This window comes from Paenibacillus terricola (assembly GCF_014779765.1).
Classification (GTDB): Bacteria; Bacillota; Bacilli; order Paenibacillales; family Paenibacillaceae; genus Paenibacillus_T; species Paenibacillus_T terricola.
Map to the genome: position 1 here is coordinate 210,841 of NZ_JACXZA010000005.1, position 15,369 is coordinate 226,209.

Here is a 15,369-nt window from a genome sequence, read left to right on the forward strand (position 1 = left end):
GCTTGCATCCATCATACCGCCGAGGGTTGAACGTTTCTGAAACAGCCGATTAACTTTTTATAAACAAGCCGATAACTTTTTGCGAACGAGGTAGAGGCGATCAATCGCTTCTATCTCTCGCGAACTACCAGCCTACACCGTAAACCGATAACCCGCTCCCCATACCGTCTCGATAAACTGCGGGTTGGATGGTACGGCCTCGATCTTCTCCCGCACTCTGCGGATATGGACCGCGACAGTCGCAATATCGCCAGCCGAATCGAACCCCCATAGACGCTCGAACAGCTCTTCCTTGCTGAACACCCGATTCGGATTCGCCGCCATGAAGGCGAGCACATCGAACTCGCGTGCTGGCAGAATCACTTCTTCCCCTCGGACATAGACGCGCCTCGACGCTTTGTCGATGACAAGCTCGCGCACCTTGATCTGATCCTGCTCCGGCTCAGCGGCAGCAGCGCGGCTCGCGAATCGCTCATACCGTGCGAGATGCGCCTTCGCTCTTGCGATCAGCTCGCTTGGGCTGAACGGCTTCGTGATATAATCGTCGGCGCCAAGGCCGAAGCTTCGTATTTTATCGATCTCCTCGTCGCGAGCGGACACGATCAGAATCGGCACATCCAGCTTGTCCCGAATAGCGCGGCATACGTCCAGCCCGCTGGTTCCCGGTAGATTCAGGTCGAGCAGAATCAAGTCATAGCTGCCGGACAACGCCATCGCGAGCCCTTCCGCTCCGTCATGCACCAGATCAGCCGCAAACCCATGCAGTTCGAAATAATCCCGCTCCAGCTCCGCGATCGGCTTCTCGTCCTCGATAATCAAAACCCGTTTCATTCGCCGCCACCTGCCCTCATGTCTGCATTTCCTTCTGCCAGCGGCACCCGAATCCGAATCGTCGTCCCTGCGCCAACGCTGCTCTCCGCTTCAATCGTGCCTCCATGGCCTTCAACAATCTGCTTGGCAATGGCCAGCCCGAGACCGCTGCCGCCTGTATGGGTACTGCGTGCATCATCGCCCCGATAAAATCGTTCAAAAACATGCGGCAGCACCTCGCCGCGCATCCCTGCCCCGTTATCTTCAACTTCCAGCACAGCAGCACTCGCGCCAGCATCGATCCCAACCCGCAGCGTGATCCGCTTCATTTCCTTGTCCATAAACTTAGCGCTATTCTGCACCAAGTTATCGACCACTCGCTTCAGCTTAGCTCGATCCGCCATGATGACCGCTTTATCAAACGGCGCCGTATTCGCCGTCATCTCATATTCCACCTGAATGCCCTGCCCCCCAAGCTCGAAGCCGATCTCTTCCGCGGCATCCTGCGCGAACGTTGCAAGATCAATCGTCTCGAACGAATAAGGCTCCCTCTTCAAATCCAGCTTCGAGTACAACAGCAGCTCGTCGACAAGCCGTCCCATATCCGTCACCTTGTCATGGATCGTGCCGACATACTTGTCCAGCCTCTCCGGCGTGTTCGCCAACCCGTCTCGGATTCCCTCGACGTAGCCCTTGATCGTCGCAATCGGCGTCTTCAGGTCATGCGAAATATTCGAGATTAACTGCTTCCGATTATCCTCGTACTGCAATTGGAGCTGGATCGATTCGTTGAGTCGACGCCGCATTTCCTCGAACGTCATGCTAAGTTGCCCGATCTCGTCGCGCGACTGCGGCTTCAACTCGAACTGCAGATCGCCTTCCTTGATCTGTTCGGCCGAACGCCGAAGCACATCAAGCGGCCGCACGATCGAACGCGTCACATATCGGTACAGCAGCAGTCCCGTTAGTAGGATGACCGCCAGCAGTACGACAATGAGTATCGGCAGCAGCGTCCGGACGATTTCGGTCCAAGGACTTCTCTCTCGCATAACGTACAGACTGCCCTGCTCGCCGTTCGGGAACGGGAAGTCGAATTTGGCATAGGAGAAAAACCGGTTGCCAACGTTCAGCGTGCTGCGAATCGTATAGTTCGCGGCATCGTATTGCGGAAGCGCCTCGCCCATCTTCGGCTCTGCGAGCGAAGGCGAAGCGTAAGTAATCGTATCGTCCTGCCGGACGAATAGGCCGGCTTGGACCATTTTGAGCTTAAGGTCATAGGAAGCAAGAAGCTCTTGGTCGTTCAACTGCGCCGGGTCCTGCTTGGCGAGATATTTGAGATCAAGGAAGATCGACTCCTCCTCGTCTGTCAGCGGATGTATCGAATAATGAATATTATAAAAGCTGCTTATGCTGCGCATGTCGCCTGTAACCGCCACCGAACTTAGGAACGCCGTCAAGACGAACAGCACGATCGCAACCGCCACCACGGCCGAGAACGACAGCAGCAGCCGGATTCGGATAGACATATCGTCCTCCCCTTTCTTTCGGTTAGTATACCGCAACCCCTCACGCGTGCAAAAGAAAAATACCTCCGCATGACGACAGCAAGCCCCTAAACGTCCGTTACAGAAAAGAGGCAATCGAACCCAAAGGTTCAATTACCTCACACTTGTAATAACTCCATGCTTTATGTCTACATGCTATGTATTCTTAAATCCAAGTCGTACTGTAAAGCTGTCTCAATAGCTTTTAAGAAAATATCGAATACTTGCTTGCTATCGCTGCTGACAAAGTAATTGCCTAAGCTTGTAATCTCAGGACTGATATCATCTCCCCAAGGCGGCCGCTTCGATAAATCCTCGATATCCCAGATGACCTTGTTTGGAGGAATGTCCATTAACAATTCTCTCGCATTGTTTAATTCCTCCTGAAGAGCAGGAATCTGAGCTTTATCCAGTTGTTCATGGTAGAGGCTCTTCAATAATACCGGATACTTTGTCCCCCAGCCGTTAGGTTCCAAATTGTAGCTGATTGTAGAGAAAAACGAATGAAGGAAATCTCCGGTACCGATAGGAAACCAAAAATAATGGGCTTTCAAACCAACTGTCAATTCAATTCCTCTCCTTAATAGGTCATAAATGTAATGTCAACATTTCCACCAGTCTTACTATCGTATTTACGAACCAAAACATCAAGCATATCATCAGTATATTTTTGTCCTCTTACATCAATTATTACTGATTGTTTATTGTTTTTGGGGAGATGTGTCAGCCTGAGTTTATATTGTTTCTCAATATTATTAGCCAAGTTTGTTCTACCTGTCGAGTTAGTAACAGTATAGTTCTTAATGTCTATGCTATGGCCTTTTTTTATAAAAGTCAGGACGTACACTTCCAGACATTCCGTAACTAACCTCTTGTATTTCTCCATTAATATTCTTGAAGGTTTTCTGTTCTTCATAACCAGTATATTTCTTTGCAAAGCTATTGTGGTATGGGACTTTCCCTTCTCTTGCAGGGTTGTCCAGCTTCGTCAGCCAACTTGGTTTGCCGCCTGTTCCGGGTTTTGCCTTCGCATCCTCCGCACCTATCCTCACGGACTAAGCACTATGCGTCAGCTATGTACTTCCGCCACTTTTCGGTGTACTGGAGACTTTCACGCGTTAGTCAATTGCGCTTCCAAGCGCACAAAAAACCCTCCCGAAGCGCATCACTGCGCCTCGAAAGGGCCCTTCCCATTCATTCCTTACAACAGTCCAGCCGCACGCAGCATCCGTGCGAACACGGTCGCGACTTCTGCGCGGGTTGCGTGGTTGTTAGCGTTGAAACGATGTGCTGTATCGCCTTGCATGAAGCCCTCGCCTACGATGTAAGCTACCGCTTCCTCTGCCCAAGCTGCAATGCTGCCGCTGTCCGTCAATCCAGCAAGTGCATCGCCGCTGCCATCGCCAGCAGCAGGCAGTCCTAGCAATACTGCTGCGCGCGCGAGCATAACGGCCATCTGCTGACGCGTGATTGGCGCATTCGGCGCGAATTGATCAGCCGATAGACCAGTCACCAGTTTCAATGCGAACGCATTGGCGACATCTTTAGCGTACCATGCGCCTGATGCCACGTCTGCGAACGATGGTGCAGTGCCGCCGGCAGCAGCGGCCAAAGCGTCTTTGCCTGCTTGCTGCGAAGAGATCGCGCGGATCAGCAATGCAGTGAATTCCGCACGCGTAATCTCGCCTCGCGGATCAAAGCTTCCGTTCGGACGTCCATTGATAATACCCAGCTTGCTCAGTGCTTCAATATCCTTCTCTGCCCAATGGCCTTGAACATCAGGGAACGTTACGCCCGTTGTACTTGAGCCCGATCCGTTGCCTCCATTGTTACTGCCTGTGCCTGATCCATTGCCTTCGGTTCCAGTACCATTCCCTGTACCGTTACCACCTGTACCGGCACCTGTTCCATTGCCAGTTCCCGAACCGCTGCCATCACCGTTGCCGGATCCATTGCCGTTTCCATTGCCGCCGTCAACCGCCGTACGCGTAATGGACATCGTAATCGTCTTGGTTGCCTGACCTCTACGGTTTTTATCTTCATACCACCCTTGTGCAAGCGTCTCCGCTGTCGGCTCAATGTGCAGAACGAATTTGTTCTCGCCCACTGCAAGCGGAAGCGAATCCAGCTGTACATTGCCATAGGCATCCATTGCAGTGCTCGCAATCGGTTCACCGTTAATCGTGAATGCAACGCCGTACGGTACGACAGCCTTCAGCTTCACGCTTGCTTCCGTTGTGGAGAACGTGATGTCCTCGCCGAATGATTGGCGCGGCATCGTGACGATCATCGGCATATCCACCCAACGCAGCACGTAGTCGTCGACGACCATCTGATTGCCGCCCTGATTCTGAATCTTCAACAGCATATTCGTATTTTCCGAGCTATACGCCCAGTTGCCGTAGTCCGTCGTATCATTCGCGATGCGGGTATGGCTCGTGAAAGCTTCCGTCGCCCAAGTGCCGCGCGTATATTTGTAATCGAGTCTCTTGCCCGCCATCATTTTGAACTTGTACTCGACCACATCGCGATTCGTTGCGCCGCTTGGAACGCTCAGCTTCGTGCCGCTTGCATTCCAGTTATTCAGCTGTTCCGATGCCATGAAGATGTCATCCGTAGCAGGTGTATAAGATGGCAGATGCAAACGAATCGTTACATCGACCATAACCAGCTTCGGCGTCACCGCCTGCGTAACCGACGCCGCACGATTATATGCAGCATCGTACGAAGTGACGTAGTACACGTAATTCTTATCATTGCTTACAGCAAGATCGGTGTATGACACCGCATCCGCACCCAAGCTCGCCACACGTTTGAATGCCGTGTCTCCCGGCGATTGACGGAATACCTCATGACCTACAGGAACCTCAAACGCCGCTTCTCCTTCACCCGCCACAGGCTGCGTCCAGTTCAACTGCACGCGGTTCGATTCCACCGTAATCGGCAGCAGTACAGGCGCCTTAGGTGCTGTCGTGTCGCTCGTATTCGCCAGCGCGTTCAGCGACTGTTCGCTCGATTGCGAGAACGACTCCCCGTTATTCGCCGACACTTTGGCATAATAAGCGAATGTCCCTGTCTCTGTTGGTTCAAAAGCAGCCCAATACACTTTCTCGCCGCTTGCCGTATCCTTCAAGTACCGCAGCTTCGTCTCTGACGCAGTTGTTGCTCCGCTCGCTGCGTTGTAATAGACCAGCTTCGCAATCAATCCGGCCGCTTCCTTACCCGCCAGCGCTGGATCGTTGGTCAAACCATTCGCTGCGATCGTAACTTGAATTTGACCCGTCTTATTGCCTGTTCCGATCGTCAAATCCGGCGCCGCCTGCGTAATCGACACGCTGTCGATCACGAATGCCGGCAGTGCCGATACCATCGCGCTCATCGCGCTTTCAGCCGCACCATGAACAGCCGTCACCGCGTAATAGTATTTCGTGCCGTTCTTAACGGTCTTATCCAAATAGGAAGCCGCCGAGCCTGCCGAATCGGCCGGAACGGTACCTATGAGCGTTACGCTGCCGCCTTCGATTGCAGCTCGATATACATTGTAGCTATCCGCGCCTGCCGTCTCATTCCAAGACAGTGTCACCGTACCATTGCCGCCTGCTGCCGCAAGACCTTGTACGTCCGCTGCCGAAGACAACGCTTGGTCAGAAACCATCATGTAGCCGGTCAGTGCCGGAATCGTCAGCGTAATAATGCCGCCTGCGGATACAACCGCCTTCGCATTCGTGCCAAGCGCATCTGTAAGCGCCAAGCCCGCCGGCAAGTAACCTGCGACATTCGCTTGGATCGTCTGTTCCGTCTCGCTGCGGTTCACAACGACAAGGCCTGCTTCTGAAGCATTCTTCCGAGCATAAGCAATGACATCACCCTGCGCGTAAGCCGTCTTCAGATCACCCGTGCTGAATACATCATGCTCATGCCGCACTTTCGCAGCCGTCTGATACATATTGAACAATGAAGCATATCGGCCTTGACCGCTGTATGCACCGTTCGTGTCCTGTACCCGTTCCCAAGGGAACGCTCTTCTCGAATCCGGGTCCTTCGTGCCTGTGAGGCCAACTTCGTCGCCGTAATAAATCGTTGGCGCGCCTGGGTAGCCCAGCTGGAACAACGCCGTCAGCGCCTGACGCTTGATCGCTAGATCACTCGCTTCATCAGCAATGACGAGATGCTGCTCTTCCCAATCCGGATGGTCCAGCTTCGTAATGCTGCGCGTCGTATCGTGGGAATCGACCAGGTTAAGCATCGACTGCCAAGCCTGCTCCGGATAGTCCTCGCGAATCGACTCAAGCGAATCATTCATCGCCGCTGCATCGCCGTTAATCATGAACCCTTGCAAGGCGGAACGGAAACGATAGTTCATGACCGAGTCGAACTGGTCGCCGAGCAGGAACTTCGTTGCCACGCCCCACTCCTCGCCGAGAATGATCGGATCTTCGATCACATCGCCATTCGTATTCTTACGACCTTCTACCGACTTCACCGCTTCGCGGAATTTCGCCCACGTGCCGCTCGACACGTCAGGCGCTACGTCGAGGCGCCAGCCGCTTGCGCCAAGCCACTCCCAACGCTGCGATACGGTGCTCTGCATCGATGCCGCTGCTTCTGCGTCGCTCTTGCCGGTCAGGTCATGACCGATGACCTCGTCGCGGTAATGGACATTGTTCCATTCGTGTTGTCCTTCCAATGCTACCGTGTCGCCTGGCTGCGGCTCGACCGCATCCATGACCGGCAGCGAATCGTAACCCCACCATGCATCATATTTGTAACGATAATTGCCGTTTGCATCTTGAACCTTCTCGTTCGCTACCGTAAACCAAGTCGTATACGTAAAATCTTCCGGATACGAATAATGCTTGCCCGTCAGCGGGTTGATCTGCGCCGTGAACGAATCGATCACCTGCTGCTCCGCATCCTTCTGCGTCTTGCCGCTGTTCACCAGATTCCACACTTTCGCCCAATACTCGTAAGCGCCGATCTCTGGATATTTCTCATAACGGTCAAAATAAATCGAGTCATCGCCCACATGGTTGAACACGCCGTCCATAATGAGGTGAATGCCTCTTGCCGTCGCCTGCTTCGCGAATTCGCTGAACACGCGGTCCGACGCAACCCTCGTCGCCTCATAATCGAGGCCGGACTTCGGATCGCCAGGCGTGTTATAGACAGGCTTGCCGAACATAGGGTCCAGATGCTTATAGTCCGTCGCATCGTACTTGTGGTTCGAAGCCGCCCATGCAACCGGGTTCAAATAAATTGCCGTAATGCCGATCGACTGCAAGTAATCCAGCTTCTGGCTGACCCCTGCAATGTCGCCGCCGTAGAATTCGTTCGACCATACGCCGTCCGATTTCGCATTCGGATAATACGGAGCATTCTCCGGCGTCGTCCGATCCGGATTCTCCGGCGTATTCGACCAATTGCCCCACACTTGATCCGGCGTTGGATCGTTCGGCACGCCGCCGTCGAAGTATTGGCTCTTCGTCGTCGTAATCGTCGTATTGCTGCCGTCCGCATCATTGCGGACGCCTCGTACCCCGTCTACGACTTTCGCACGGTTGTTCGTCTGGTCGCCGTCGAAGAAACGGTCGACGAACAGCTGATAAACAACCGCATTTTTGATCCAATCCGGCGTCTTATAGCCTGCTTTGTAGATGGTCAGATCGTAAGGAAGCGCGCCTTCGTCCGCCGCTGCGCCTGTACCGCCGCGAACGCCGTTGTCGCCGTATTCCACCTTCGTGCTGCCATCGATCAGAATGAACTTATAGCCCCAGATGCCATACGGAGCCAGCTCTTGCTTCGGAATAACGGCTTCGAAGTAATCTTTGCCGCCTGTCGTCGTCGTCTTCGCCATATCGAATGTGCGAGCGAAGCCCGTTCCATCCGTCAGTTCAACGCGCGCAAGCTCAACGTCTCCTGCTTCCGCTGCGATGCGAAGCGTCAGATCCTGCGTACCTTCCTCGATTGCGCCGAACGGCTTCTTGTATGTAACCGATCGGCTATCGAACACGATCGCATCCTTGTTGATCTGTCCGTCGAAATCTTGATCCTTCGGCTTGTAGTTATGCGACAGCTTCCCAGCCGGCACATCGAGCGTAAAGGTAACGTCCGATGGATCCAGCACGTTCACGAGTAGATTGGAACCGCCCTTGCCATTGGATCCATAGTCGACCGCCCAGCTGTTCCCCATCGTTACTTTCGCTTCGTAGCTGCCTGCCGGCAGCGTGCGCTGCAGCTTATAGACGGAACCGTCGAAGTTGTAATCTACGAACATCTGCTGCGCCGTCTCCGGGCTCCATTCATTCTCGCCGAACACCTTCTGGATGCTGCCCACAAGGCGAGGCCAGTTCTCGAGAGCGACCGATGGCACATATTGCTGCAAATTGTCCACGCCCGGCAAACTGATGCGAGCTTGCCCAAGCTCTTCATTGATATAGAATCGAACCTCCGTCTTCGCTGTGCCAGGCACCGTCATGCTGAAATTTCCGCCTGCATTGCTGAAGCCGTCCCATGTCTCGTTCTTCGTCAGCTTGAACTCGTAATTGCCCGGATCAAGCGTAAGCGCGAACATATAGAACCCGCCCACCAGATGCTTGAACTGGTTAGCTGTATCGTCTTGCTTCCAACCATTGAAGCTGCCTGTCGCATACCAGCGCGTTGTGCCGCCTGGCTGGCTATCCCCGTAATTCGGATCAAGCGGCATTATGGTTCCGCCACCCGCACCGCCCCCGCTATCATCTGCATACGCCCTGCCGCTGGATAACGCGGCGCCTGCGAAGCACTGCACGAGCACTACAAGACAAATGACGAATAGATAGGCTTTCTTCGTTCGATGTCGCATCAACTGTTGTACCTCCCTGGAATCGTATTCATATTGGATCGCACAGTTCGTTACCGCGTCTCTTTCGCTTCCCCGGATCGCTTAAACCCTTATGCTGTATTTTATTCCGCTGCATTGCCAACGGACAGCGCTGTATGATGCTTAAATCAACGCATGATCGTGTGCAACTTTTGTGCAAACGTTTGCACAAATAGCATGAATAAACGATTGACGCTCAGCCCTGTTTTCAAACAGGAACGAGCAGACAATCGACAGTGAGTGACAGCATTCTTGATACAGCAATGGATTTCAAACGATAAGCATAATAATGAGTAAGAGGAAGAGCTTCTTGCTAAGCTGCTGAGGAACCGAAAGAAAGTGGTAACGTTTGCACAATTCGGTGAATCGATCATATCACCGTCTTGTAAGCGTTGTCAACATTCGTTTTGCAATTACATCCCGCTTACTCCCTTAATGACGTATCATTCTTGACGCCTTTACCGAAAATAGGTAAGATGCAATGTGCAACGCTATTCCTACCATATCATGCATAATTCACAGGGAGCATCAATCCATGACATGGAACACCGATCTTACTTTACTTTTATTGCCTATCAATATACTGCTCGCTATCGTTGTCGTCTTCATGGAACGGCGCAATGTTGCGGCTACTTGGTCGTGGCTCATGGTACTGCTGTTCGTACCTGTGCTCGGCTTCGTGCTGTATATGATCCTGGGGCAAAATTTGCGCAGACGCAAGCTCTACCGCTTCGACAAGCGGGATCAGACAGCGCTGCTGTCGCTCGTCGCGGAGCAGGAGCAAATGCTGGCGGAGGGCTGGCCTGGCGACGATGACGGTACGATCGCGGAGCATCGCAAGCTGATCGAGCTGAATCTGACAAGCGCCCGCGCCATGCTGACGCTTCATAATGAGATTGATTTCTTCACCGACGGGCTCTCCAAGTTCGAACGGCTGTTGAACGATATCGCTGAAGCGAAGCACAGCATCTTTATGCAATATTATATTTTCAACAATGATGATTGGGGCCGCAAAATCCGTGACGCGCTGATCGTCAAAGCGAAGGAAGGCGTTCAGGTACGTCTGCTGTACGATGATATTGGTTCGCGCAAGCTGAACACCAAGTTCTTCAGATCCTTTGATGCGGCGGGCGGTGAACGAGCAGCCTTCTTCCCTTCTCGCATCCCATACTTGAACTATCGGATCAATTACCGGAACCATCGCAAAATCGTTATTATCGATGGGCTCATCGCCTACACCGGCGGCTTTAATGTCGGCAACGAATACGTTGGTCTCGATCGCCGCTTCGGCAATTGGCGCGATACGCATATTCGGCTGATCGGCGAGGGTGTACCATCGCTGCAAAGGCTGTTCCTGATGGACTGGAACCTGGCGACGAACCAGAAGATTCAAGGCCTGCCTGGACCGCTGCGGTTGCCGAATACGAAGCATCGGCTGCCGATCCAGTTCGTCGCCGGCGGACCGAGCAGTCAGTCGTTCCATATCGAGAACGCGCTGCTCAATATGATCCATTCGGCCAAGCGGACGATTCTGCTGCAGACGCCGTATTTTATCCCGGACGAAAGCTTGCTCAGCGCACTCCGCGTCGCTGCTTTGTCCGGTGTGCAAATTCATATCATGCTGCCGAAGCTCGCGGACCACATGTTCGTCCATTGGGCGTCCCGTTATTATGTCGGCGAGCTGCTGAGCAACGGCATCAAGTGCTACCTCTATACGAACGGCTTCCTTCATGCCAAAATGATGGTCGTCGACGGCAAGATCTCCTCCATAGGAACAGCGAACTTCGACATTCGGAGCTTGAAGCTCAACTTCGAGGTGAACGCGATTATTTACGATCAGCCGACCGCGCAGCGTCTGGAGGAGATTTACTGGCACGATGTCGAGGAGAGCGAACCGTTCACGCTAGAGGATTACAACAATCGTTCGGCTTGGAGCAAGTTCAACGAGTCGATCTCGAAGCTTGTGTCACCGATCCTGTGAGATAACATCTATCGTTACAGCAAAAAACCGTGCCCGTCACAATGTGACGATGCACGGTTTTTATTTTAGAGGAACAAGAATTTAATAACCTGGAACACGCCAGCCGCAACCACCATCGAGATCGGAATCGTAATGATCCACGATACGACGATCTTGCCTGCTACGCCCCACTTCACGCTGGAGAAGCGCTTCGCGCTGCCTACGCCGAGAATAGCTGACGTAATAACATGCGTCGAGCTGACAGGGAACTTCGTGATCGTAGCCGTCATAATAACGCCGAAGGACGTAATGTCCGCCGCGAAACCGTTGATCGGTTCGATTTTGAAAATCTTCGTTCCCATCGTCTTAATAATCTTCCAGCCGCCGATCGACGTACCGAGAGCCATCGCAACCGCTGCCGACAGCTTGACCCACAGCGGAACGTTATCGGTCTCCTGAATATTCGCCGACATGAGCGCGAATACGATAATACCCATCGCCTTCTGTGCATCATTCGTACCGTGTGCGAACGATTGGAGTGCCGCAGTCAGAATCTGACCTGTCCGGAATCCTTTGTTCAGCTGGTGCGGGCTTTGATTCGCGAATATGACTTTGAACAGCCACATCACAACGAAGCCTATGGAGAATGCAATGATCGGCGATAGAATAAGACCTTGTACGATACTCGTGAAGCCGCCGGCATTGATGCCGTCGAAGCCTTCCGCCGAGATTACGGCGCCAGCGAGGGAGCCGATCAACGTATGGGAAGAGGACGAAGGAATGCCCAGCGCCCACGTCAGCAGGTTCCACAATATCGCCGAAATAAGCGCTGCGATGACGATCTGCTCCCCGTGCTGTAAGGTCATCGGGTCTGCCACCTTGCCGCCAATCGTCTTCGCTACCCCTGTGAAGGTCAACGCGCCGACAAGGTTCATCGTTGCTGCAAGCATAATGGCTATACGCGGCTTAAGTGCACGAGTCGACACGGTCGTCGCAATTGCATTTACTGTATCATGAAATCCGTTAATAAAGTCGAAACCAAGCGCTAAAATAACTACGATTGCGAGAATTACATAGGTTGTATCCATCCGTTATCGCCCTGCCCCTCGTTAGCTGTTACGCATAATGATCGATTCGAGGGTGTTGGCGACGTCCTCGCAGTAGTCGGTCGTTTGTTCGAGCCGTTCGTAAATTTCTTTCCGCTTAATAAGCTCAATCGGATCTTTCACGTTGCTGAACAGGCTCGTAATGCTCACCCGCAGCAGATCATCCGCTTGGTTCTCCAGCTCATTAATGGCAATGTTCGGTTCGCGCATCGCAAGCAGCTTCTTCTGCGTCAGCAGATAGATCGCTTTCTTGATCTGATGCGTACAGCGAACGATGTTGTCCGCGAACAAGGAGATATATTCGTCATGCTCCTTGATCTGGTACATCTCGAAACGCGAAGCGCATGCCTCGATGCCGTCGAGCACATCGTCGAGCGATTTGGTGAGAGCCATAATGTCCTCGCGCTCGATTGGCGTAATGAACGTTTTGTTGAGTTCTGTCAGAATCGTATGCGTATATTTGTCGCATTGTGTCTCGTATTGCTTCATCTGCTTAGCGAATGCACTCACATCCTGCAGCTTCGAGACGTTATCGCTGAAATATTCCACAGCAACAACGAGTGTATCTGCCATCTCCTCTAACGTTCTAAAAAAGATATCTTTCTTCTTGAACATGCTCGATCTCCTTCGTCGATTCGGAAAGTGTATTACGTAACGCGCCGAATTACTTGACCGTTGTATATTTTAACACGCCAGAATGGCATATGTTAAGTTTTCGTAAATGATTTAACATTCCGTTAACAAAACTTTTTAACGTTTTGCCGTTACTTTTTACAGTCTTCCCCGAATCGACAAATTTCACCCATATACCAAATGTTTCTCGAACGTCGGATTGTTCGGAACGATGTGATAATAAGTATGACCCGGCAGCATTGGCAGCTCCTTGCCATCCTTCATAATACGGATGATATCCGTGCCTTGACGCGTCCATTCGCATGCAACGGCTTGTCCGTTCTGGAACAAGACGGCTTTGCCGCCGCTGGTCAAATTCACGCCAAGCCGGCCGTAATCGTCCAGCGTCTTATGGTCGGCGCCAAGCACAACGACATTCGCTGCAGACAGCTGTTCATCATTGTTCTTATCGATATGGGGCTCTCCATTAATGGAGCGCATGTAGAGATTCTTAGCAGCATCGTAAGCGTAGCTGACTTTGTAGTCTTCGAGCAGGAACTTAATGTCGATGTTCGTTGCCGGACCGTCATAGGCGCCTGCGCCTTCAGCAGCAAAAGGCACCGTCGGAATCGTCACTTCGGCCTGGTACTTCTTCTTGTCGGCGCCTGCGCGCATTTTGGTCAGATCAGAATAGAGGTTGTGCGGCGCCTTACGTGTCTTATCACGCCAATAGTATGGGCCTGCGTTCGTAATTTCATCAAGATAGTCCTTGTTATGATGCTGCAGCAAGTCGTAGGCATCTGTGCTTGCGCCAGCGTGTACGATAACGGACTTGTAGGATTCCGCAATGTCGATCAAATAAGGACGGATGCTGCGAATCGGACCAATCGGGTCCGTGAACGTTGAGCTCTGGAACACCGCAATAAGCCGAGTAATGCCGCCTTCTGCGAGCACTTCCCACACGATATCCGCCTGCGTCAGGCCGGATTGCGGTCTTGCGGCTTTGAAATTGTTCACGCTTACGGCAATAGGCCGCTGCTTCAGCTCTTGATCAGCCGGCAGGCCGGTCAGTGGAGCAATGAGCGAAGATACCGGAGCAGGCGGCTCCGACGTCGTATTCGTCTGCTGCTGCGTATCGGAAGGAGCTGGGTCCGTCACCGTCGATTTCGTGCCCCCTTTGCTACTCGATCCGCAAGCGGTCAATCCAAGTGCAGCTACGAGCAATAATGCTGCTATTTGATGCGCTCGTTTCGTCATCATCCTCATGATCCACCCTTCGCTTCTTGTAGGAAATAACACTCTTTGTTTCCATTTAACCACAAAAGTAGACAGCTTGTCTTGTGGGGCGACAGGTTCGGTTTACGGGAGGACGCCAAAAAGCCGCCCCCGAATCCGAGAACGGCTCTTTGCAACCCTATATTAGTTTATGAAGCGTTAGCTATCTCTCTATATGCTCCAATGATGCCACTCTTCATGACGGCGGTCCAGACCGATGAGCCAGTTGCGCGTCACATTAATTGCTTCTTCCTGGTGTTTGCGCGTCGAGTACGTATGATTCGCTTGAAAAATAATTTCTTTGTCGCAAATCCCGTCGCTCCGCGTCCAGAACACTTTCTGATACAGGAAGCTGTAGTCCGCCGGAATAACATCGTCGCTCGTGCCATGGACGAGCAGGACGTCGCCTCCGAATTTCTTCGCTTCTATGAAAGGTTGATGCTCTTGTAAGGAGTTGAAAAATGCCGGCTTGAGCGAGTAACCCGTATAATCCGTGCTGCCCTTCTCGATCGACTCGTCATACCCGCTGCGACCAACGATACGAACGATATCATTAAACGGATAGGCAACCGGCGACCAGAGCACAAGCCGTTTCACTCGGCGATCGCGAACAGCCGTCAGCAGCGCTGTTGCACCGCCTAATGAATGCCCGATTAGAACGACTCGCTGCAAGTCGACCGCATCCATCGAAGTGACATAATCAATCGCTGTACGCGTCTGAGCGATCATCGAATCCAATCCGAGCTCTCCGTAGTTGCCATCGCTTTCGCCGCTGCCGCCATAGTCGAAACGCAGTACATACGAGCCCGCTGCCGCCAACGCTCTTGCCGCTTTCACGAACAGCCGATCTACCCCGATCCGATTGCCCACGAAACCGTGGCATATAATAATCGCCTGACTCTTGCCCTCCGACGCGCCTTCCCCCGTCGGATAATGCAAGGTTGCCGTCAAATTCAAATCCTCATGTTTCAGCAATAATTGCTTCTCCATGTCGCACCTCCGCCAATCCGCTTGTTCATATCGTTCTCCACTCTAGCTTGAGCCAAATTTCCGATCATCATTTCAATTCATTTTCATTTAACTATTATTCCTACCCGTATAGTATGAATTAACTGATTTCAGAATACCATCCCTTCGCATCGTTGTCAACGGATAATGGATAGGTTTTCAATAGGCGCTCATACTAACGGTACAGATGTGCTC

The 15,369-nt window shown here is 52.5% G+C and carries 10 protein-coding genes; 1 reads left to right on the forward strand and 9 read right to left on the reverse strand.

What is annotated here, in order from left to right; all coding sequences use genetic code 11:
* Positions 1-132: 132 nt before the first annotated feature.
* The 5 genes from H8B09_RS19880 to H8B09_RS19900 form a co-directional block, all read right to left on the reverse strand.
* A complete protein-coding gene (locus H8B09_RS19880) occupies positions 133-831 on the reverse strand; it encodes a response regulator transcription factor (protein WP_191205321.1) in 699 nt (232 codons plus the stop codon).
* Positions 828-2,336 (reverse strand): sensor histidine kinase, encoded by a 1,509-nt coding sequence (locus H8B09_RS19885; RefSeq protein ID WP_191205322.1) that lies wholly within the window; start codon positions 2,334-2,336, stop codon positions 828-830. The genes H8B09_RS19880 and H8B09_RS19885 overlap by 4 nt, the downstream gene beginning before the upstream one ends.
* Positions 2,337-2,503: 167 nt before the next feature.
* Positions 2,504-2,920, reverse strand: a complete 417-nt coding sequence (locus H8B09_RS19890; protein WP_191205323.1) for an immunity 70 family protein — start codon at positions 2,918-2,920, stop codon at positions 2,504-2,506.
* Positions 2,921-2,934: 14 nt separating this feature from the next.
* Positions 2,935-3,117 (reverse strand): hypothetical protein, encoded by a 183-nt coding sequence (locus H8B09_RS30590; RefSeq protein ID WP_224753797.1) that lies wholly within the window; start codon positions 3,115-3,117, stop codon positions 2,935-2,937.
* Positions 3,118-3,555: 438 nt separating this feature from the next.
* Positions 3,556-9,195, reverse strand: coding sequence for an alpha-amylase family glycosyl hydrolase (locus tag H8B09_RS19900; RefSeq protein WP_224753848.1), 5,640 nt, complete (start codon positions 9,193-9,195; stop codon positions 3,556-3,558).
* Between the two features lie 553 nt (positions 9,196-9,748).
* Here H8B09_RS19900 and cls point away from each other — a divergent pair.
* Positions 9,749-11,194: a cardiolipin synthase gene (gene cls, locus H8B09_RS19905; RefSeq protein WP_191205326.1), complete on the forward strand. Its 1,446-nt coding sequence runs from the start codon at positions 9,749-9,751 to the stop codon at positions 11,192-11,194.
* A 65-nt stretch (positions 11,195-11,259) separates the two neighbouring features.
* Here cls and H8B09_RS19910 read toward each other — a convergent pair whose 3' ends face one another.
* The 4 genes from H8B09_RS19910 to H8B09_RS19925 form a co-directional block, all read right to left on the reverse strand.
* Positions 11,260-12,261 carry an inorganic phosphate transporter gene (locus H8B09_RS19910; RefSeq protein WP_191205327.1) on the reverse strand — a complete coding sequence of 334 codons (1,002 nt, stop codon included), beginning with the start codon at positions 12,259-12,261 and terminating at the stop codon, positions 11,260-11,262.
* A gap of 21 nt (positions 12,262-12,282) precedes the next feature.
* Positions 12,283-12,894, reverse strand: a complete 612-nt coding sequence (locus H8B09_RS19915) for a DUF47 domain-containing protein (RefSeq protein WP_191205328.1) — start codon at positions 12,892-12,894, stop codon at positions 12,283-12,285.
* A gap of 183 nt (positions 12,895-13,077) precedes the next feature.
* Positions 13,078-14,151 carry a DUF3048 domain-containing protein gene (locus tag H8B09_RS19920; RefSeq protein ID WP_191205329.1) on the reverse strand — a complete coding sequence of 358 codons (1,074 nt, stop codon included), beginning with the start codon at positions 14,149-14,151 and terminating at the stop codon, positions 13,078-13,080.
* Positions 14,152-14,337: 186 nt separating this feature from the next.
* Positions 14,338-15,156: an alpha/beta hydrolase gene (locus tag H8B09_RS19925; RefSeq protein ID WP_191205330.1), complete on the reverse strand. Its 819-nt coding sequence runs from the start codon at positions 15,154-15,156 to the stop codon at positions 14,338-14,340.
* Positions 15,157-15,369 lie beyond the last annotated feature (213 nt).

What these genes read in the sequence shown, in the direction of transcription:
- H8B09_RS19900 (WP_224753848.1), bottom strand. Translation starts at nt 9,195, where the DNA reads ATGCGACATCGAACGAAGAAAGCCTATCTATTCGTCATTTGTCTTGTA.
- H8B09_RS19885 (WP_191205322.1), bottom strand. Translation starts at nt 2,336, where the DNA reads ATGTCTATCCGAATCCGGCTGCTGCTGTCGTTCTCGGCCGTGGTGGCG.
- H8B09_RS19910 (WP_191205327.1), bottom strand. Translation starts at nt 12,261, where the DNA reads ATGGATACAACCTATGTAATTCTCGCAATCGTAGTTATTTTAGCGCTT.
- cls (WP_191205326.1), top strand. Translation starts at nt 9,749, where the DNA reads ATGACATGGAACACCGATCTTACTTTACTTTTATTGCCTATCAATATA.
- H8B09_RS19915 (WP_191205328.1), bottom strand. Translation starts at nt 12,894, where the DNA reads ATGTTCAAGAAGAAAGATATCTTTTTTAGAACGTTAGAGGAGATGGCA.
- H8B09_RS19920 (WP_191205329.1), bottom strand. Translation starts at nt 14,151, where the DNA reads ATGATGACGAAACGAGCGCATCAAATAGCAGCATTATTGCTCGTAGCT.
- H8B09_RS19925 (WP_191205330.1), bottom strand. Translation starts at nt 15,156, where the DNA reads ATGGAGAAGCAATTATTGCTGAAACATGAGGATTTGAATTTGACGGCA.
- H8B09_RS19880 (WP_191205321.1), bottom strand. Translation starts at nt 831, where the DNA reads ATGAAACGGGTTTTGATTATCGAGGACGAGAAGCCGATCGCGGAGCTG.